Raw genomic sequence first — 18,231 nt, 5'->3', positions numbered from 1 at the left:
TCGAAAAATTTTTCAGTGCCCGGATCAGTACAGGACGGCCAGCCACGGCAGATAGGTGACCTTCAGCTCATAGCGTTGTTCGAGGGTGCGCAGCAGGCCGTGAGGATCATCGAGATCGAACACGCCGCTGACCGGCAAGGCACCGAGCTGATTGTCGGAAATCAGGATGCGCCCGTGCTGGTAGCGCTCCAGCTCGGCGATCACTTCCCGTAGCGGGCGGCCGTTGAAGATCAGCTTGCCACGTTGCCAGGCAGTTTGCGCCTGGGCATCGGGGCTCGCCGCGAGCAGGCGCTCGCCGACCCGCGCCTCGCCACGGGCCACCACCACACTGGCGGCCTGGCCCTGGCGACGCACGCTGAACACCGCACCACTGCCCTGCACCCGTTCGTCGCCGCTATCGACCACGAACGGCCGCGGATCCTGCGCCGGCTCGAACAGCGCCTCGCCTTCGCGCAACGACACCAGGCGCCGGTCGTCGCTGTACTTCACCGAAAACGCGCTGGCGCTGTTGAGGGTGACCCGCGAGCCGTCTTCCAGAGTTACGGTGCGGCGCTCACCAGTGCTGGTGTGGTAGTCGGCCAGCAGTGCCGGTGCCTGTTGCCAGCCACCGTAGCCCACCAGCGCTAGCACCAGCGAAGCGGCGATGGCCGAGCCCCAGCGACGGCTGCGGCGCGGCACGACGGACAACCTGGCGGCAGCTTCGGTGTGGCCGATATCGCCCCACAGTGCCTCGGCCTCCTCGGCGGCGGCCAGATGTTCGGCGCTGAGTTCGCGCCAGCGCTGGTAGCGGGACCGGTCGGCGGCACTGGCAGTGCCCGAATGCAACAGCACCTGCCAATCGATGGCAGCATCTGAAAGATCGAGGATGGGCTGGGGTTCGGAAGGCATGCGCGCGTCAGTCATGGTTGTGCTTGAGCCAGTCGCGACAATGGCGCAGGGCCTGGCCGATGTATTTTGCCACCATGCTTTCGGATACGCCCAGCCGTTTTGCGATCTGCGCCTGGGTCAGGCCCTCGACGCGGTTCAGCAGCAACGCCTGGCGGGCATTGTCGGAGAGTTGCAGCAGGGCTTCGTCGAGGATGGCCAGGCGCTCCCGGGCCAGCAGCGTGGCCTCCGGCGCCGGCCCCGGGCAGACCATCTGCCCTGCCACATCGCTGTCGCCGAGGTTGCTTTCCTGGCGTTGCTCGCGGCGCAGGGTGTCGATGGCCAGGTTGCCGGCGACCCGGAAAATGAAACTGCGGGCGTGCACTACCGGCACGTCCTGCTCATCGATCTTCACCAGCTTGAGCCATGTCTCCTGGGCCACGTCGGCCGCGCGCTGGCGGTCGTTCATGCGCCGGGTCAGGAACAGCAGGAGATCATCGTAATGCTCCTGGAAACTGGCCAGCAGCCCTGAAGCGGGGGACGTCAGCATGAGTGGGAAAGATCGCCGTGGAAAGTAGGACATGAGCTTTAATGAGAAGGATTATCTTTCAAGTCACGTACGACTTTCAACGCCGCCGTGCATTTGCCACACTCCGTGGCACCCTGTTCCCGGAGCAATCGCCATGTCCCGCCTGTTGCGCCATCTCACCGGCCTAAGCCTGATCCTCGCCCTGTCAGCCTGTGCGCTGCTCCAGGGGCGGGATCCGGTGAACATCAGCGTGATCGGCATCGACCCCCTGCCTGGCCAGGACCTGGAGTTGCGCATGGCGGTGAAATTGCGGGTGCAGAACCCCAACGAGACGGTCATCGACTTCAATGGCGTGGCCCTGAACCTGAAGGTCAATGGCCAGCCGCTGGCCGCCGGCGTCAGCGACCAGCACGGCAGCATTGGCCGCTTCAGCGAACAGGTGCTGGTAGTGCCGGTAAGCATCACCGCGTTTTCGGTATTGCGCCAGGCCGTGGGCCTGAGCCAGATGAGCAGCCTCGACGGCATGCCCTACGAGGTCAATGGCAAGCTCGCCGGGGGTGCCTTCGGCACCATGCGCTTCAAGGACCGCGGCACCTTCGAGCTGCCGCGTTGAAGCTCAGGCCTTACTGGCGCTGGCCGCCGCCATCAGCTTGTTGACCTCGCCGCGCACCATGTTGGCGTATTCCGGCGGCGACATGGCGTCCAGTTCGGCCCGCACCCACTCCGCCCATTTGCCCTTGCGCCGCGGCTTCTCGCCGATCAGGCGGACGGCTTCGCCCTTGGCCTTGGCCAGGTTGGTCTGCCATAGCTCGAACAGCCGGGCTTTTTCGTCTTCGATCTCGGCCCGTTCGGCGAAACTCTTGTTGGCCAGGTTGAAACTCATGGGTAATTCCTGCCGCTTGAAAATGGGCGCTATCTTACACTGTAGCCGCCGATGCCCTGCAAACCGGTGCAACTTTTCCGTACCGGCGGGCGTCCATCACACATCGACGTATGACTTGACCGAGGAAGCGCAATGGCCAGGAAAACCACCCAGCACACCGAAAGCGAGCAGATCAAGGACCAGGCGTTCAGCGAACTGCAGGCACTGATCCAGGAGTCGGAGAAGCTGCTCAACGACAGCGCCTCGCTGGTCGGCGAAGAAGCCGAGACCCTGCGTGCCCAGTTGCAGCTCAAGTTGAAACAGGCCGGCCAGGCGGTGGGTAACGTGCGTGACAGGGCCAAGCCGGTGGTGGACGCCACCGAGCAGTACATTGGCGGGCATCCGTGGCAGACGGTGGCGATTTCGGCGGGGTTTGGATTGGTAGTGGGATTGCTGCTGGGGCGCCGCTCCTGATCAGGGATCTTTAGTGACTTTTAGGGCCTCATCGCTGGCAAGCCCCACCCCACAGGGTTCAGCGGCGCTGCGGCCCCTGTGGGAGCTGGCTTGCCAGCGATGGGGTCAGCGGAGATTCAACGGCTCGACGACACCACAAGCAATCGCCATCCCCACCAGTTCCGGCAGGTGCTCGGCCTGCATACGCTTCATGACCCGCGAGCGGTACAGGTCGACGGTCTTGACGCTGACCTCCAGTTGCTCGGCAATCTCCCGGTTGGTGTAACCCTTGACCAGCGGCACGAACACATCGCGCTCGCGCGGCGTGAGGCTGTCGATCCGTGCCTGCACCGCGTCGCGCTGGCGGCTGCCGACCTGGATCTGCGACGAACGCCCCAAGGCATCCTGGACGCTGTCCAAAAGCATCTGGTCGTTGTACGGCTTTTCGATGAAGTCGCAGGCACCGGCCTTGAAAGCCCTGACCACGATCGGCACATCGGCGTGACCACTGACGAAGATCACCGGCAGGTCGATCCCCTTCGCCCGCAACGCTTCCTGCACGCTCAGGCCGCCCATGCCGGGCATGCGCACATCGAGCAGCACGCATGCCGGCAAGTCGCCGTCGCAGGCATCGAGAAAGGCCTGGCCGCTGGTGAATGGCAGGGCCACCAGGCCCACCGACTCCAGCAGCCACACCGTTGAATCGAGCATGCCCTGGTCGTCGTCGACCACATAGACCTTCGGATCCTGCATCAAAGTCCCCTTGTTCAAACGCTTGCCGCCGGCGCCAGCCGACAGCTCAAAATCAGTCCCCCGCCCTCCCCCGGGCTGGCCGAGAGCGTGCCGCCGAAACCTTCGACGATACTGCGGCTCATGCTCAGGCCAAGGCCCAGTCCTTCCGGCTTGCTCGTGGTGAAGGGGGTGAAGATGCCGTCCAGTTGCTCCGGCGCCACGCCCGGCCCCTGGTCGATTACCTGGACCAGCAGGCGCGCGCCCTCCTGCTCGCCACGCAGCACGATCCGCGACGGCTGCCCCGGCTGATGCTCGCGGTTGGCGTCGATGGCGTTGCGCAGCAGATTGAGCAGGACCTGCTCCAGCAGCACGCGGTCGGCGTACACCGGCGGCAGATTGTCCGCCATTCGCTGCTCGATCGTCACCTGCGCCTGCGTCGCCTCCCAGGCACACAGGCGCACCGCCTCGCGCGCCACCCCGGCCACCGACAGCGCCTGCAGGCGCCGCGGTTCCTTGCGCAGGAAGGCACGCAGGCGCTTGATCACTTCGGCGGCGTGGGTCGCCTGTTCGCTGATCCGCTGCAAACCCTGGGCAACCCGGCCGGCAGCCTGCGGATCACGCTCCAGGGCATGCAGGTAACGTTGGCTGGCAGCGGCGTAGTTGAGCACGGCGGCAAGCGGCTGGTTGATTTCGTGGGCAATGCCCGAGGCCAGTTCACCGAGGGTCACCAGGCGCGCGGTGTGGGCCAGTTCATCCTGGTGGCGGCGCTGCTGGGTCTCGCGCAGTTCGCGCTCGGTCATGTCGCGGGCCACCAGCGAGTAGTAGCGCTCGCCGCCGGCCGCCGTATGCGCAAGCAACACCAGGGACACCGGAAACGCCGCAGTCCCGTCGTAGGGCGCCAACCGCGCTTCGCATTGCCACACGCCCTCGCGTTCGGCACGCAGCCAGCCCTCGTGATCGAGGCGCTGGCAAGCCTCGGCGTCGAGCAGTGCGCCCAGGCGAGGTGCGTCCTCCACGGCGGTCAGGCCCAAGGCCCGGCGCGCCGAGCGGTTGAGGTAGGTCAGGCGCCCGTCAGGATCGGCGAACAGCACCAGGTCGGTATTGGCCTCCACCACTTCGGCCAGGCGCCGGCGGTTTTCCTGGGCCTCGATACGCACGGTGATATCCCGCGAGACACTGACGATCTCCACCACCGCACCGGTATAGGTCTCGCGGATGGCGCGGCTGGCGATCTCGAACCAAAGGTCGCGGCCGTCGCGATGGCGCACGCGGCACGTCATGGTCTGGTAGCCATCGCGCTCGAGCGCGGTCGAGGCCTGAATAAGGTGTTGGCGGCGATCCTGGGGATGCAGCAGGGCCTGCACCTTGACCCCGCGCAGTTCCTCCGGCCAGTAGCCGAGCAGGCGGTACGAAGCCGGCGAGGCATCGAGGAAACTGCCGTCGGGGGTGTGCCGGGAAATAAGGTCGGTGGTGTTCTCGGTAATCAGCCGGTACAGGCGCCGGGCCTGGGCCGCCTCGCGCTCGGCGCGACGCTCGCCAGTGGCGTCACGGCACCGCGCAACCACCTGGTCGGGGCCGGCAGGGATGAAGGTCCATAGCAGAATGCGCTCGCCGGCCAGGCTCTCGACCTCGGCAATCGCCCGCTGTTGACCCAGACAGGCGCGGACCAGCGCGGCATGGTTGGCCGGCAGCAGCACCGACAGGCTTTGCGGCGGCCAGCCATTGAGCTCGTCGCGCATGGCCGGGTTGGCGGCGCGCAGCACGGCGTTGGCGTCGAGCAGCAGCGAGGGTTGCGGATCGTTATCGAGCAAGGCCGAAGGAATGAGCGTCACAAGGAGGACTCCGCTTTTTATAGTATTTGTACCATATTGCTATAGTCTATCTTCCAAGTACCATGGCGAACAGCGTAAAAATCAACGCAACGGAACGGTCACCCCGCTCCAGAACCCTGATCAGAGCTAACAATCAGCCAACAGGACATCGCTTTCTATGTCGATCTTCTCCGAGGGCCTGCAGCCCGCGCCTGTCAACCATGTCGCCCTTACTCCCCTGAGCTTCATCGAACGCACCGCTGCCGTGTACGGCGACTACCCGGCGGTGATCCACGGTTCGATCCGGCGCAACTGGCAGGAAACCTACCAGCGCTGCCGACGCCTGGCCAGCGCCCTGGCCGGCCGCGGCATCGGCCGGGGCGATACGGTGGCGGTGATGCTGCCGAATATCCCGGCGATGCTCGAAGCGCATTTCGGCGTGCCGATGATCGGCGCCGTGCTCAATGCCCTCAACGTGCGCCTCGACGCCGAAGCCATTGCCTTCATGCTGGAACATGGTGAAGCCAAGGTGCTGATCACCGACCGCGAATTCCACAAGGTCATCGGCGCCGCCCTGCAGTTGATGGAACATCCGCCGCTGGTGGTGGATGTGGACGATCCCGAGTACGGCGAAGGGTGCGCGGTCAGCGAGCTGGACTATGAGGCCTTTCTTGCCGAGGGCGACCCGCAGTTCGCCTGGCAGTGGCCCGAGGACGAGTGGCAAGCGATCTCGCTGAACTACACCTCCGGCACCACCGGCAACCCCAAGGGTGTGGTCTATCACCACCGCGGCGCCTACCTGAACTCCCTGGGCAACCAGATGACCTGGGCCATGGGCAATCATCCGGTGTACCTGTGGACCCTGCCGATGTTCCACTGCAACGGCTGGTGCTATCCCTGGACCGTCACCGCCCTGGCCGGAACCCATGTGTTCCTGCGCCGGGTCGATCCGCAGAAGATCCTCACCCTGATCCGCGAACACCAGGTCAGCCACCTGTGCGGTGCCCCCATCGTACTCAATGCGCTGATCAACATGCCCGACTCGGCCAAGGCGGCCATCGACCATCCGGTCAATGCCATGGTCGCCGGCGCGGCGCCGCCGGCCAAGGTCATTGGCGCAGTGGAGGAAATGGGCATCAAGGTCACCCACGTGTATGGATTGACCGAGGTCTACGGGCCCGTGACGGTCTGCGCCTGGCACGCCGAGTGGGATGAAAAGCCGTTGCAGGAACGGGCGCGGATCAAATCGCGTCAAGGCGTGCGCTACGCCACCCTCGAAGGCCTGATGGTCGCCGACCCGCAGACCCTCGAACCCGTGGCACGGGACGGCAACACCCTGGGCGAGATCTTCATGCGCGGCAACACGGTGATGAAGGGCTACCTGAAGAACCCCGAAGCCACTGCCGAAGCCTTCCGTGGCGGCTGGTTCCATACCGGCGACCTGGCGGTCTGCCATCCGGACGGCTATGTCGAGATCAAGGACCGGCTCAAGGACATCATTATTTCCGGCGGCGAGAACATTTCCACCATCGAAGTGGAGGACACGCTATACCGCCATCCCGCCGTGCTCGAAGCCGCCGTGGTCGCCCGGCCGGACGAGAAATGGGGCGAGACGCCCTGCGCCTGGATCAGCCTCAAGCCCGGCTTCGAAGACACCCGCGAGGCCGAGATCATCGCCTTCTGCCGCGAACACCTGGCCGGCTTCAAGCTGCCGAAGACGGTGATCTTCCGCGACCTGCCGAAGACCTCCACCGGCAAGATCCAGAAGTACCTGCTGCGCGACTGGGCCAAGGCGCTCTGATCCGTCCCTCCTTTTATTACGAGAACCAAGATGCCTGAATTCAATGCCCCGCTGCGCGATATGCGCTTCGTCCTTCATGAAGTGTTCCAGGGCCCGGCCCAATGGGCGCGACTGCCGGCCCTGGCGGCGACGGTGGACGGCGAGACCGCCGATGCCATCCTCGAAGAGGCGGCGAAGATTACCGGCCAATTGATCGCCCCGCTCAACCGTAGCGGCGACGAACAGGGCGTCGGCTTCGAGGCGGGCCAGGTCACCACCCCGGAAGGTTTCAAGGACGCCTGGGGTACGTACCGCGAGGGTGGATGGGTCGGCCTGGCCGGCAACCCGGAGCATGGCGGCATGGGCATGCCGAAGATGCTCGCGGTGCAGTTCGAGGAAATGCTTTACGCCGCCAACTGCTCCTTCAGCCTGTACTCGGCGCTGAGCGCCGGCTGCTGCCTGGCCATCGACGCCCATGCCAGCGATAGCCTGCGCGCGCTATACCTGCCACGCCTGTACAGCGGCGAATGGGCCGGCACCATGTGCCTGACCGAACCCCATGCGGGCACCGACCTGGGCATCATCCGCAGCAAGGCCGAAGCGCTGATCGACGGCAGCTACGCCATCAGCGGGACCAAGATCTTCATCACCGGTGGCGACCAGGACCTCACCGAGAACATCATTCACCTGGTCCTGGCCAGGCTGCCGGACGCGCCCGCCGGGCCCAAGGGCATCTCGCTGTTCCTGGTGCCCAAGCGCGTGGTCAACGATGACGGCAGCCTGGGCGTGGACAACGCGGTGAGCTGCGGTTCGGTCGAGCACAAGATGGGCATCAAGGCCTCGGCCACCTGCGTCATGAACTTCGATGGCGCGGTGGGTTACCTGGTCGGCGAACCCAATCGCGGACTGGCGGCGATGTTCACCATGATGAATTACGAACGGCTGTCCATCGGCATCCAGGGCATCGGTTGCGCCGAGGCGTCGTACCAGAGCGCGGCCGCCTACGCCCGGGATCGCCTGCAAAGCCGCGCAGCCACGGGTGCGCAAGCCAAGGACAGGATCGCCGATCCGATCATCGTGCATGCCGACGTGCGCCGCATGTTGCTGACCATGCGCGCCCTGACCGAAGGCGGGCGGGCATTCGCCACCTACGTCGGGCAACAGCTGGATATCGCCAAATATGCCGAGGACGCCGGCGAGCGCGAAGCCGCGCAACGCCTGGTAGCCCTGCTGACGCCGGTGGCCAAGGCGTTCTTCACCGACACTGGCCTGGAAAGCTGCGTGCTGGGACAGCAGGTATTCGGCGGCCACGGCTATATTCGCGAATGGGGCCAGGAGCAACTGGTGCGCGATGTGCGGATCGCGCAGATCTACGAAGGCACCAACGGTATCCAGGCCCTGGACCTGCTCGGGCGCAAGGTGGTGGCCGATGGCGGACAGTCGCTGGCCCTGCTGGCCAGTGAAATCCGCACATTCTGCGAGAGCGAGCCGCCTTACGCCGCGCGCTTGCTGGAAGCGCTGGAACGACTGGAGAGCACCACCCAATGGCTGCGCGAGCAGGCTGGCGTCGATGCCAATGCGGTGGGTGCGGCGTCGGTGGAGTACCTGCACCTGTTCGGCTATGTCGCCTACGCCTACATGTGGTCGCGCATGGCGGCGGTAGCGAAGGCCCGGCATGCCGACGAGCCGGAATTCTACGAAGCCAAGCTGGCCACGGCGGCCTTCTATTTCGCCCGCCTGCTGCCGCGGACCCTGTCCCTGCAGGCCGGCATCCAGGCCGGGAGCGCCAGCCTGTATCAGCTCGACGCCGAGCATTTCTGAACGGCGGATATCCCGGCACGCCCGAGCGTGCCGGTTTTCCGACCGCCGGTTGGTTTGTGCGGAAAAGCCGGCTTTGCAGCGGATTTACTGCAAATAAATCTCACAACTGATAGTGATTCGCCATGATCTCGGTTCCGGAGCCCCGCCACGCAGGGGTAGAATGGCCAAAACCGGGAGTATCAATGAATCAGGCCAGCCCCAGCGACGACGAACTCAACGCCATTACCGATGCCGCTGCGCATTGGTGCATGCGCTTGCACGCTGACGACTGCACTGAACAGGAACAGGCCGAGTTCGCCGAGTGGCTGACGGCCAGCCCGCTGCACCGTCGTGAGTTCGAGGCGATGCAGGATATCTGGATAACTGCCGACCAGCTTCCCCGCTCGCCTGCCCCTGCGCAAATCCTGCAATTGCCGCTCAAGCCCCGGCAGCAGCCACAACGTGCCCGGCACTATGCGTCGGCGGCAGTCATCGCCTTGCTGGCCCTGCCCCTGGCCGGCTGGGTCGGCTGGGACCAAGGCTGGCTGCCCAACGATTACCAGTCGGTGCAAAGCACTGATAGCCGTCGCACCGTCACCCTTGGTGATGGCAGCGAGGTGGAATTGAACCTCGGCACCTCCCTGCGCTACATGAATTTCAAGGACCAGCGCCGGGTCACCCTGAGCAAGGGCGAGGCGTTCTTCACGGTCCATCACGATTCACGGCACCCGTTCGTGGTCCGCGCCGGCAACGGCCAGACCGAAGTCACCGGCACCCGTTTCAACGTCTGGAAGTACCGCGACCAGGTCAAGGTGACCCTGGTGGAAGGTTCTGTGCTGGTCAGCAGCGAGAGCTTCAAGCTCGGCAGCGGCTACCGTCTCGGCCCGGGCATGCAGGCCGCCTACCAAACCGGCGATCTCGAACCGAGCCTGAACCAGACTTATGCCAATGACCCCAGCCTGGCATGGCGCAATGGCAAGCTGGTGATCGACAACCTCACCCTCGACCAGGCCCTGCCGCTGATCAACCGCTACCTCGACAGCCCTCTGCGCCTGGCCGATGCCAGCACCGGCAGCGTGCGCATCAGCGGGATCTACAACACCAGCGATGTGAAAAAGCTGGTGCGCACCTTGCCCAAGGTGCTGCCGGTGTACCTGACCCAGGACAAGAACGGCGACACGGTGTTGAACCGGATTTCGCCGCCGCCGAAGAAGGGCTGATACTCCTCCGTCGCCAGGACCGGCCTCATCGCTGGCAAGCCAGCTCCCACAGGTCCGCGCTCGACACCATCGATCCTGAGCTTACAGCACCATCGCCGCCACCCACCCCGCCGCCAGCAGCGGCAGGTTGTAGTGGATGAAGGTGGGCACCACGGTGTCCCAGATGTGGTGATGCTGGCCATCGACGTTCAGCCCGGAAGTCGGCCCGAGGGTCGAGTCCGAGGCCGGCGACCCGGCATCACCCAGCGCACCCGCCGTACCGACGATGCAGACCGTGGCGATCGGGTCGAAGCCCAGTTGCACGCACAACGGCACGAAGATCGCCGCAAGGATCGGCACGGTCGAGAACGAAGAACCGATGCCCATGGTCACCAGCAGGCCCACCAGCAGCATCAGCAACGCGCCGATGCCCTTGCTGTGGTCGATCCACACCGCCGACGCCTCGACCAGGGTCTTCACCTCCCCGGTGGCTTTCATCACTTCGGCAAAGCCGGAGGCAGCGATCATGATGAAGCCGATCATCGCCATCATCTTCATGCCTTCGGTGAACAGGTCGTCGGTGTCCTTCCAGCGGACGATGCCGGAAACCGAGAAGATCAGGAAACCCGCCAGCGCGCCGATGATCATCGAGTCCAGCCACAACTGGACGATGAACGCCGCCGCGATCGCACAGCCGGCAATCAGGAGCGTCAGCGGGTTGTAGCTGACCGCCACCTGCTCGACCTGCTCGATCTTTTCCAGGTCGTATACGCGCTTCTTGCGATAACTGAAGAACACCGCAATCAGCAGCCCGGCGAGCATGCCCGCCGCCGGGATGGCCATGGCATGGGTGACGTTGACGCCACTGATATCGACGCCGCTACGGGCCACGTTGGCCAGCAGGATTTCGTTGAGGAAGATATTGCCGAAGCCCACCGGCAGGAACATGTACGGGGTGATCAGGCCGAAGGTGATGACGCAGGCCACCAGGCGCCGGTCGATCTGCAGCCGCGTCAGTACATAGAGCAACGGTGGTACCAGCAGCGGAATGAAGGCGATGTGGATTGGCAGCAGGTTCTGCGAAGCGATCGCCACGACCAGCATCAGCCCGATCAATAGCCATTTGATTTTTCCGCCCTGGCCGTCGCGCTGCCCATGGAACATCGCCAAGGCCCGGTCGGCCAGGGCATGGGCCAGTCCGGATTTGGCGATGGCCACCGCGAAGGCGCCGAGCAAGGCGTAGGACAACGCCACCGTGGCCCCGCCGCCCAGCCCGCCATTGAAGGCCTTGAGCGTACCTTCGATCCCCAGGCCACCGACCAGCCCGCCCACCAGCGCACCAATGATCAGGGCGATGACCACATGCACGCGGGACAGGCTCAGCACCAGCATGATGCCGACCGCGGCAATGACTGCATTCATTCTTTCCAGCCTCTTGAAACGATGAAAAAGCACTAGCGTCGGCGACAGATATGCCCTGGGGGCCTGGCCGAATGACGGTATGTAATGTGGAAGGCGCACACTCTGAAGGAGGCCTCCCCCATTGTCAAAGCGCAGCGGCCCATAGCGGTGCGGGGGTCGCGTCGATGACCGAAAAGGACGCAATTAAATTGAACGTTTGAATAAAGAAACCGGTGCAGAGGCCGATACAGTCGGCGTGTCTATCTCTAATGGTTCAAAGGATTTCGCCAATGTCGTTCAGACAGCTTTCCATCCAATGGAAGATCACCCTGCTGGCCGGACTTTGCCTTGCCAGCATCGTCACCCTGCTGGTCGGTCTTTCGCTGTATCGCATGGAGCATACGACGGAGCTGGTCAAGGCCAGCAGCATGCAGATGCTCACCGAAGCGGCCGAGGGCCGCATCGAGTCCCAGGGCGAAGTCCAGGCGCTGACCATCCGTCGGCAGTTCATGGATGCCTACCAGTACGGCGCCGGGTTTGCGCGCCAGGTGCTGTTCCTGCGTGAACAGGCAGAAAAGCGCTTCCTCGATGCCTTCGACCTGCGCGAGGACATGACCCGCCAGGTGCGCTCGGCACTGCAGGCCAACCCGGACCTGCTTGGCCTGTCGCTGGTGTTCGAACCCAACGCCCTCGACGGCAAGGACACGCTTTTCGCCAACCAGGATGCCCTGGGCAGCAACGAGACCGGGCGCTTCGCCCTGTACTGGTCGCAACCGACCGCAGGCCAGTTGACCTCCATGGCCCTGCCGGAAAAGGACATGGCCGACACCAGCATCGGACCGAGCGGCGAGCCGGCCAACACCTGGTCGGTATGCCCGCGTACCACGCGCAAGACCTGCATCACCGAGCCGTACTTCTACGAGATCGCCGGCCAGCAGGTACTGATGACCAGCATCGTGTTCCCGTTGATCGTCAACGACAAGGTCATCGCCACCCTGTCCATCGATATCAACCTGAACAGCCTGCAGGCCTTGAGCAAGGACGCCAGCGCCAGGCTCTATGGCGGACAGACGCGGACCGGCATCATCAGCCCGGCCGGCCTGCTTGCCGGCTACAGCCCGGACGCCAGCAAGCTGGCCAAGCGCTATGCGGACATCGACACGGCCAGCGGCGCCGAGCTGATGCGCCTGCTGGGTGATGGCACCGCGCTGCACAGCATCCAGCACGAAGGCCGCCTGAAGGTGCTTGCCTCGTTCGCTCCGACGCCCGGTGCCAAGCCTTGGGGCGTCCTGCTGGATGTACCGGAAAGCGCCCTGACCGGCCCGGCCGAAGCGCTCAAGCAGGAACTGGACCAGCGCAATACCAGCGGCGCCATGATCGAACTGGCCCTGGGCCTGCTGGCGGCGGTGGTCGGCCTGCTGCTGATCTGGCTGCTGGCCCGCGGCGTGACCCGGCCGATCCTCCACGTTGCCCACCGCCTGCGCGAGATCGCCAGCGGCGATGGCGACCTGACCAGCCGCCTGGCCTACGCCAAGCAGGACGAACTGGGCGAGCTGGCCGGCTGGTTCAATCGCTTCCTCGACAAACTGCAGCCGACCATCGCCGAAGTGAAAAGCTCGGTGCACGCAGCGCGGGATACTGCCGACAAGTCGTCGGCCATCGCCAGCCAGACCAGTGCCGGCATGGAGCAGCAATACCGCCAGGTCGACCAGGTCGCTACTGCGTCCCACGAGATGAGCGCTACCGCCCACGATGTCGCCCGCAGCGCGGCACAAGCGGCCCAGGCGGCGCGGGACGTGGACCAGGCGACCCGCCAGGGCCTGGCGGTGATCGACCAGACCACCAACAGCATCGGCACCCTGGCCGCCAACATGAGCACTGCCATGGGCCAGGTCGAAGGCCTGGCGGATAACAGCGAGAAAATCGGCTCGGTACTGGAAGTGATCCGCTCCATCGCCGAGCAGACCAACCTGCTGGCGCTCAACGCAGCCATCGAAGCGGCCCGTGCCGGTGAGGCCGGACGCGGCTTCGCGGTGGTTGCCGACGAGGTGCGCAACCTGGCCCAGCGCACCCAGGAATCGGTGGAAGAAACCCGTCATGTGATCGAGCAACTGCAGGCTGGCACCCGCGAGGTGGTGGGTGCCATGGACAGCAGCCATCGCCAGGCCCAGGGCAGCGTCGAACAGGTCGGCCAGGCGGTGACCGCGCTGCGCCAGATCGGCGAGGCGGTAGCGGTGATCACCGATATGAACCTGCAGATCGCCAGCGCCGCCGAGGAACAAAGTGCGGTCGCCGAAGAGATCAGCGGCAACGTAGCGACAATCCGCGATGTCACCGAATCCTTGTCGCACCAGGCGGAGGAATCGGCGCGGGTCAGCCAGGCGCTGAACAGCCTGGCCAACCAGCAGCAGGGCTTGATGGATCACTTCAAGGTGTAATCCGGCCCATCGGGCAGGGCCTCAGCGCCCTGCCCGCCTCGGCAGTTCGATATGCACCCGCAAGCCGCCCAGCGGACTTGCCTGCAGGTCCATCCGGCCACGCCAGGCCTCGACGATATCGCGCACGATGCCCAGCCCGAGCCCATGCCCGGCAACCTGTTCATCCAGGCGCGCGCCGCGCTCCAGCACACCCAGGCGCGCATCCTCGGGAATCCCCGGACCGTCGTCGTCGACCCACAGCAGGTAGCTCTCCAGCGTCTGGCGAATGCCCAGGCATACTTCGCCGTCGGCCCATTTGCAGGCGTTGTCCAGCAGGTTGCCGAGCAGTTCCAGAAGGTCCTCGCGGTCCCAGGGCAGCGACAGGCCATCCGGCACATCGTGACGGATCAGCAGGCCATCACCATGGATCATGCCCAGGGTCGAGAGCAGGCCCGGGAGTTCCACATCGCAATCGAAGTGCGCCCCGGGCAAGGCATCGCCAGCCAGGCGGGCACGGTTGAGTTCACGGCTGAGGCGCTGCTGGATCTGCTCCAGTTGCTCGCGCAACTGCGCGGCCAGCTCCGGGGCGTCCTTCAAACGCTCGCTGGATGCCAGGCTAAGCAGCACCGCCAGGGGCGTCTTGAGCGCATGGCCGAGATTGCCCAGCGCATTGCGCGAGCGGCGCAGGCTGTCCTCCGTGTGGGCCAGCAGGTGGTTGATCTGGGCAACCAGGGGTTCCAGCTCGCCAGGCACTTCGCTGTCCAACTGGGTGCGCTTGCCCTGTTGCAATTGGGCAATCTGCTCGCGGGAACGCTCCAGCGGACGCAACGATCGGGTGACGATCAGGCGTTGCAGCACCAGCACCAGCACCAACGCCAGCAGGCCGAGGCCCAGGCCGATCTGCTGCATGCGGCGAAAGCCATCGCGCATGGGCGTATAGTCCTGGGCGACGCTGATGGAAATGGCCTGGCCCTGGCGCCGGTAATCGGCGCGCAGCACCAGCAACTGCTGGCCTGCCGGGCCTAGTTCAAGACCGTCGTGCAGGCCGGCGGTGGCCGGCCTGGGCAACTCGGTGTCCCACAATGAGCGAGACCGCCAGGTCTGGCTGTCGAAGTCGATACGGAAGTAGTAGCCGGAAAACTGCCGGTTGTAGGCTGCGGAGATGCGCCGCTGATCCAGCTGCATGCCGCTGGGCCCCTGGACCAGGGCCATCAGCAGGTTTTCGCTTTCCTTGCGCAGGCCGCTTTCCAGATAGCGGTGCAGCCCCACCTCGAACAGCCACAGGCTGACCTGGGCCAGGGCCAGCCCGACCACCACCAATGTTCCCACCAGGCCGAGGCTGAGGCGCGACTGGATCGACCTCACTGCAATGCCCCGCCAAAGCGGTAGCCCTGGCCGCGATGGGTTTCGATCACGCTGCGGCCAAGCTTGCGGCGCAGGTGGTTGACATGGACTTCCAGCACATTCGAATCACGTTCGGTTTCACCGTTGTAGAGGTGCTCGGCGAGATGGCTCTTCGACAGGATCTGTTGCGGGTGCAACATGAAATAGCGCAGCAGGCGGAATTCCGCAGCGGTGAGTTGCACATCCTCGCCGCTGCGGCTGACGCACTGACGGCCTTCATCCAGATGCAGGCCGGCGGCCTCCAGGGTCGGCTGGTTGGCCAGGCCGCGAGCGCGGCGCAGCAGGGACTGGATGCGCAGTTGCAGTTCTTCAGGATGGAAAGGCTTGCTCAGGTAGTCGTCGGCGCCGGCCTTGAGTCCTTCGATCCGGTCGGCCCAGGAGCCCCGCGCGGTCAGGATCAGCACCGGCGTGACCAAACCACCGGCACGCCACTGGTGCAGCACTTCGAGCCCCGGGATACCGGGCAGGCCAAGGTCCAGCACGATCAGGTCGTAAGGTTCGCTGGCGCCCTGGTACACAGCGTCGCGGCCATCGGCCAGCCAGTCCACCGCATAGCCCAGGCGTTGCAGGCTGGCCGTCAGTTCATCGGCGAGCGAGACGTTGTCCTCGACCAATAGCAGGCGCATCAATCATCTTCCTCATCTTTGAGCAGGGTGCCGCTGGCGGCATCGAGCTTGATTTCGCGTACGACACCTTCACCGGTCAGCAACTCGACTTCGTAGACATAGACATCGTCATCCTCTTCCAGCTCCGCCTCCAGCAGGCGCGCCCCGGGATAGCGTCCCAGGGCGGCTTGCAGCAGTTGTTCAAGCGGCAGGATGACCCCGTCGCGACGCAGGGCCAGGGCTTCGTCCTGGTCAAGGTCGCGGGCCAAGGCCAGGGAGCATACCGCCAACAGTGCCAGCAGGGGCCAGCGGATGCCCAGGGCAAGACGTGTCATCAGCTGTCTCGTTCGTTCTTCAGCACTTCACCGGTCTTGGCATCCAGGTCCACATCCCACTCGACGTTCTGCGCGTCCCGCAGTTCGACCTTATAGATGTAGCGGCCGTACTCTTCTTCCAGTTCGCTGTCGGTGACGGTCGAACCAGCGTGCTGCTCAAGGGCCTTCTGTTTCAGGACATCGAGCGACTGGATCTGCTGGCTCTGCACCAGCTTCACTACCTGGTCGGGTTGCACGTCCTTGGCCAGGGCGACATTGGCACCCATGGCAAGGGTAGCGGCGGCGAACAGGGCAGTGAAAGTTTTCATCATGTTTCTCCATCGTTATCAATCGGGTACGGTGGAAAGTCTAACCAGCCGAACTTAATTGAAGCTGAAAATAGCTGGCGACATGATAGCGCGGTACGCTGCGGCTTATACTCGCCAGTCAACCCGTAGCGAGCCGATCCAATGACCGCCATCCATACACCCTTTCCTGCGCTGACCTTCAAGGCTGGCAAACGCGCATTGGCGCGCATACGCGAAAACGGGCTGAGCGCGGCAGATGTCGGCGTGCTACCGGGTGCCGCAGGTGGCCCCAAGGCGCTGGGTATCCAGGGGCTGGACCTGGCCTTGTTCGGTGAATGGCTGCCCCGGGCGCCACGGGAGCGGGCGCTGATAGGCGCCTCGATTGGCTCCTGGCGCTTCGCCAGTGCCTGCCTGCCAGATCCGGCCACAGCGATCCGCCGCCTGGGCGAGCTGTACACGGCGCAAGACTTCGCAAAAGGGGTGACCCAGGCCGAAGTCAGCCGCAGTTGCCAGCGCATGCTCGATGATCTGCTTGAAGGCCGCGATGCCAGAGTCCTGGATAATCCGCTGTATCGCTTGAACATCATGGTAGTGAAGAGCCATGGCCTGCTTGCCGAGGATCACCGCGCGCGCCTGGGGCTGGGGCTGTCCTCGGTGATTGCCGATAACCTCATCGGTCGGCCACGCCTGGCCAGGCACTTCGAACGCATCATTCTGCACGACGTCCGCAGCGCACCGCCGCTTGGAGCCCTCACGGACTTCCCGTCGCGCTGCCTGCCATTGGCGACCGACAACCTGCGCCATGCCTTGCTGGCGTCCGGCTCGATCCCGATGGTCATGGAAGGCGTGCGCGACATCCCGGGAGCAGGCTCCGGCACCTATCGCGATGGCGGTCTGCTCGACTATCACCTCGACCTGCCCTATAGCGGTGGCGACATCGTGCTCTACCCGCATTTCACCGACAAGGTGATTCCCGGCTGGTTCGACAAGGCCCTGCCCTGGCGGCGCGGCGATACAGAAAGGCTGAAGAACGTGGTACTGCTGGCACCGTCGCCCCAGTATCTGGCCCGGCTGCCCTATGGCAAGTTGCCCGATCGAAGCGACTTCAAGCGCTTCATGGGCGATGCTGCCAGCCGCCAGCGTTACTGGCGTACCGCAATGACCGAAAGCCAGCGCCTGGGCGACAGTTTCCTGGAGCTGGTCGAGCGAGGGCTGGGCGACCATCTGCAACCCTTGTCGTGACCTTGCTGGTAAACTGCGCGACAGCATTGGCTTTCAGAGTTGGATATTTTGGAAATCTTCAAAGAATTTACCTTCGAATCGGCGCACCGGCTGCCGAACGTTCCCGCCGGCCACAAGTGCGGTCGCCTGCATGGCCACTCGTTCAAGGTCGCCCTGCACCTGACCGGGCCACTCGATCCTCATACCGGCTGGATCCGCGACTTCTCCGAGATCAAGGCGATCTTCAAGCCGCTCTACGAACAACTGGACCACAACTATCTCAATGATATTCCCGGTCTGGAAAACCCGACCAGCGAAGTGATCGCCAAATGGATCTGGGACCAGGTCAAGCCGCTGCTGCCAGAGTTGAGCAAAGTACGGATTCATGAGACATGCACCAGCGGATGCGAATACACCGGCGACTGATGGTTTAGCGTTTCACCAGAAAGGGCTTGCTCTGGTTACCAGGCAAGCCCTTTTTCGTAGCTGTATTCTCGTGATCCAGAAAGACAAAACCCCTACCTGCATAAA

The 18,231-nt window shown here is 64.4% G+C and carries 17 protein-coding genes and 1 pseudogene; 8 read left to right on the top strand and 10 right to left on the bottom strand.

The features are described from left to right. Positions 1-24: 24 nt before the first annotated feature. Positions 25-903 (bottom strand): FecR domain-containing protein, encoded by an 879-nt coding sequence (locus N7650_RS04940; protein WP_009401061.1) that lies wholly within the window; start codon positions 901-903, stop codon positions 25-27. A 7-nt stretch (positions 904-910) separates the two neighbouring features. Beyond that, positions 911-1,414, bottom strand: a pseudogene (locus N7650_RS04935) (sigma-70 family RNA polymerase sigma factor); the annotation flags it as partial. A 133-nt stretch (positions 1,415-1,547) separates the two neighbouring features. Here N7650_RS04935 and N7650_RS04930 point away from each other — a divergent pair. Next, on the top strand, positions 1,548-2,006 hold the full coding sequence (locus N7650_RS04930; RefSeq protein WP_279897254.1) for an LEA type 2 family protein: 459 nt from the start codon (positions 1,548-1,550) through the stop codon (positions 2,004-2,006). 3 nt (positions 2,007-2,009) lie between these two features. Here the strand turns inward: N7650_RS04930 and N7650_RS04925 are convergent, their stop codons facing one another. Beyond that, positions 2,010-2,276 carry a hypothetical protein gene (locus N7650_RS04925; RefSeq protein WP_009401064.1) on the bottom strand — a complete coding sequence of 89 codons (267 nt, stop codon included), beginning with the start codon at positions 2,274-2,276 and terminating at the stop codon, positions 2,010-2,012. Between the two features lie 132 nt (positions 2,277-2,408). Between N7650_RS04925 and N7650_RS04920 the strand changes: the two genes are divergently transcribed. Further along, positions 2,409-2,729, top strand: a complete 321-nt coding sequence (locus N7650_RS04920; RefSeq protein WP_009401066.1) for a DUF883 family protein — start codon at positions 2,409-2,411, stop codon at positions 2,727-2,729. Positions 2,730-2,834: 105 nt separating this feature from the next. Here the strand turns inward: N7650_RS04920 and N7650_RS04915 are convergent, their stop codons facing one another. After that, positions 2,835-3,461 (bottom strand): response regulator transcription factor, encoded by a 627-nt coding sequence (locus N7650_RS04915; RefSeq protein ID WP_279897253.1) that lies wholly within the window; start codon positions 3,459-3,461, stop codon positions 2,835-2,837. A 14-nt stretch (positions 3,462-3,475) separates the two neighbouring features. After that, the gene (locus tag N7650_RS04910; RefSeq protein ID WP_279897252.1) at positions 3,476-5,272 is read right to left on the bottom strand and encodes a PAS domain S-box protein; all 1,797 of its coding nucleotides are present in this window, start codon (positions 5,270-5,272) and stop codon (positions 3,476-3,478) included. A 157-nt stretch (positions 5,273-5,429) separates the two neighbouring features. On the opposite strand from N7650_RS04910, the gene N7650_RS04905 reads away from it, so the two are divergent. The 3 genes from N7650_RS04905 to N7650_RS04895 all read left to right on the top strand — a co-directional run bounded on the left by N7650_RS04905 (position 5,430) and on the right by N7650_RS04895 (position 10,051). Then, complete coding sequence (locus N7650_RS04905) at positions 5,430-7,052, top strand: acyl-CoA synthetase (RefSeq protein WP_279897251.1); 1,623 nt, start codon at positions 5,430-5,432, stop codon at positions 7,050-7,052. A 30-nt stretch (positions 7,053-7,082) separates the two neighbouring features. Beyond that, positions 7,083-8,852 carry an acyl-CoA dehydrogenase C-terminal domain-containing protein gene (locus N7650_RS04900; protein ID WP_279897250.1) on the top strand — a complete coding sequence of 590 codons (1,770 nt, stop codon included), beginning with the start codon at positions 7,083-7,085 and terminating at the stop codon, positions 8,850-8,852. Between the two features lie 182 nt (positions 8,853-9,034). Further along, entirely contained in the window at positions 9,035-10,051 is a 1,017-nt protein-coding gene (locus tag N7650_RS04895; RefSeq protein ID WP_009401072.1) for a FecR family protein, read from the top strand. 81 nt (positions 10,052-10,132) lie between these two features. Here the strand turns inward: N7650_RS04895 and N7650_RS04890 are convergent, their stop codons facing one another. Further along, on the bottom strand, positions 10,133-11,452 hold the full coding sequence (locus N7650_RS04890; RefSeq protein WP_009401073.1) for a Na+/H+ antiporter NhaC family protein: 1,320 nt from the start codon (positions 11,450-11,452) through the stop codon (positions 10,133-10,135). 269 nt (positions 11,453-11,721) lie between these two features. Between N7650_RS04890 and N7650_RS04885 the strand changes: the two genes are divergently transcribed. Continuing rightward, positions 11,722-13,869, top strand: a complete 2,148-nt coding sequence (locus N7650_RS04885) for a methyl-accepting chemotaxis protein (protein ID WP_279897249.1) — start codon at positions 11,722-11,724, stop codon at positions 13,867-13,869. Positions 13,870-13,890: 21 nt separating this feature from the next. Here N7650_RS04885 and N7650_RS04880 read toward each other — a convergent pair whose 3' ends face one another. The 4 genes from N7650_RS04880 to N7650_RS04865 are packed head-to-tail and all read right to left on the bottom strand — an operon-like array spanning position 13,891 to position 16,500. Next, positions 13,891-15,213 carry a sensor histidine kinase gene (locus N7650_RS04880; RefSeq protein ID WP_279897248.1) on the bottom strand — a complete coding sequence of 441 codons (1,323 nt, stop codon included), beginning with the start codon at positions 15,211-15,213 and terminating at the stop codon, positions 13,891-13,893. Further along, on the bottom strand, positions 15,210-15,878 hold the full coding sequence (locus N7650_RS04875; RefSeq protein WP_279897247.1) for a response regulator transcription factor: 669 nt from the start codon (positions 15,876-15,878) through the stop codon (positions 15,210-15,212). Before N7650_RS04875 ends, N7650_RS04880 begins: the two co-directional genes overlap by 4 nt. Continuing rightward, positions 15,878-16,192 carry a PepSY domain-containing protein gene (locus N7650_RS04870; RefSeq protein ID WP_009401078.1) on the bottom strand — a complete coding sequence of 105 codons (315 nt, stop codon included), beginning with the start codon at positions 16,190-16,192 and terminating at the stop codon, positions 15,878-15,880. The genes N7650_RS04875 and N7650_RS04870 overlap by 1 nt, the downstream gene beginning before the upstream one ends. Next, a complete protein-coding gene (locus N7650_RS04865) occupies positions 16,192-16,500 on the bottom strand; it encodes a PepSY domain-containing protein (RefSeq protein WP_279897246.1) in 309 nt (102 codons plus the stop codon). The genes N7650_RS04870 and N7650_RS04865 overlap by 1 nt, the downstream gene beginning before the upstream one ends. Before the next feature lie 141 nt (positions 16,501-16,641). On the opposite strand from N7650_RS04865, the gene N7650_RS04860 reads away from it, so the two are divergent. After that, complete coding sequence (locus N7650_RS04860; RefSeq protein WP_279897245.1) at positions 16,642-17,721, top strand: patatin-like phospholipase family protein; 1,080 nt, start codon at positions 16,642-16,644, stop codon at positions 17,719-17,721. A 48-nt stretch (positions 17,722-17,769) separates the two neighbouring features. Continuing rightward, a complete protein-coding gene (gene queD / locus N7650_RS04855) occupies positions 17,770-18,126 on the top strand; it encodes a 6-carboxytetrahydropterin synthase QueD (protein ID WP_009401082.1) in 357 nt (118 codons plus the stop codon). The last annotated feature ends 105 nt before the right edge of the window (positions 18,127-18,231 follow it).

The organism is Pseudomonas sp. GD04058 (genome assembly GCF_029836855.1).
GTDB classification, from domain to species: domain Bacteria; phylum Pseudomonadota; class Gammaproteobacteria; order Pseudomonadales; family Pseudomonadaceae; genus Aquipseudomonas; species Aquipseudomonas bharatica.
This window is presented reverse-complemented; position numbering and strand designations above follow the sequence as displayed.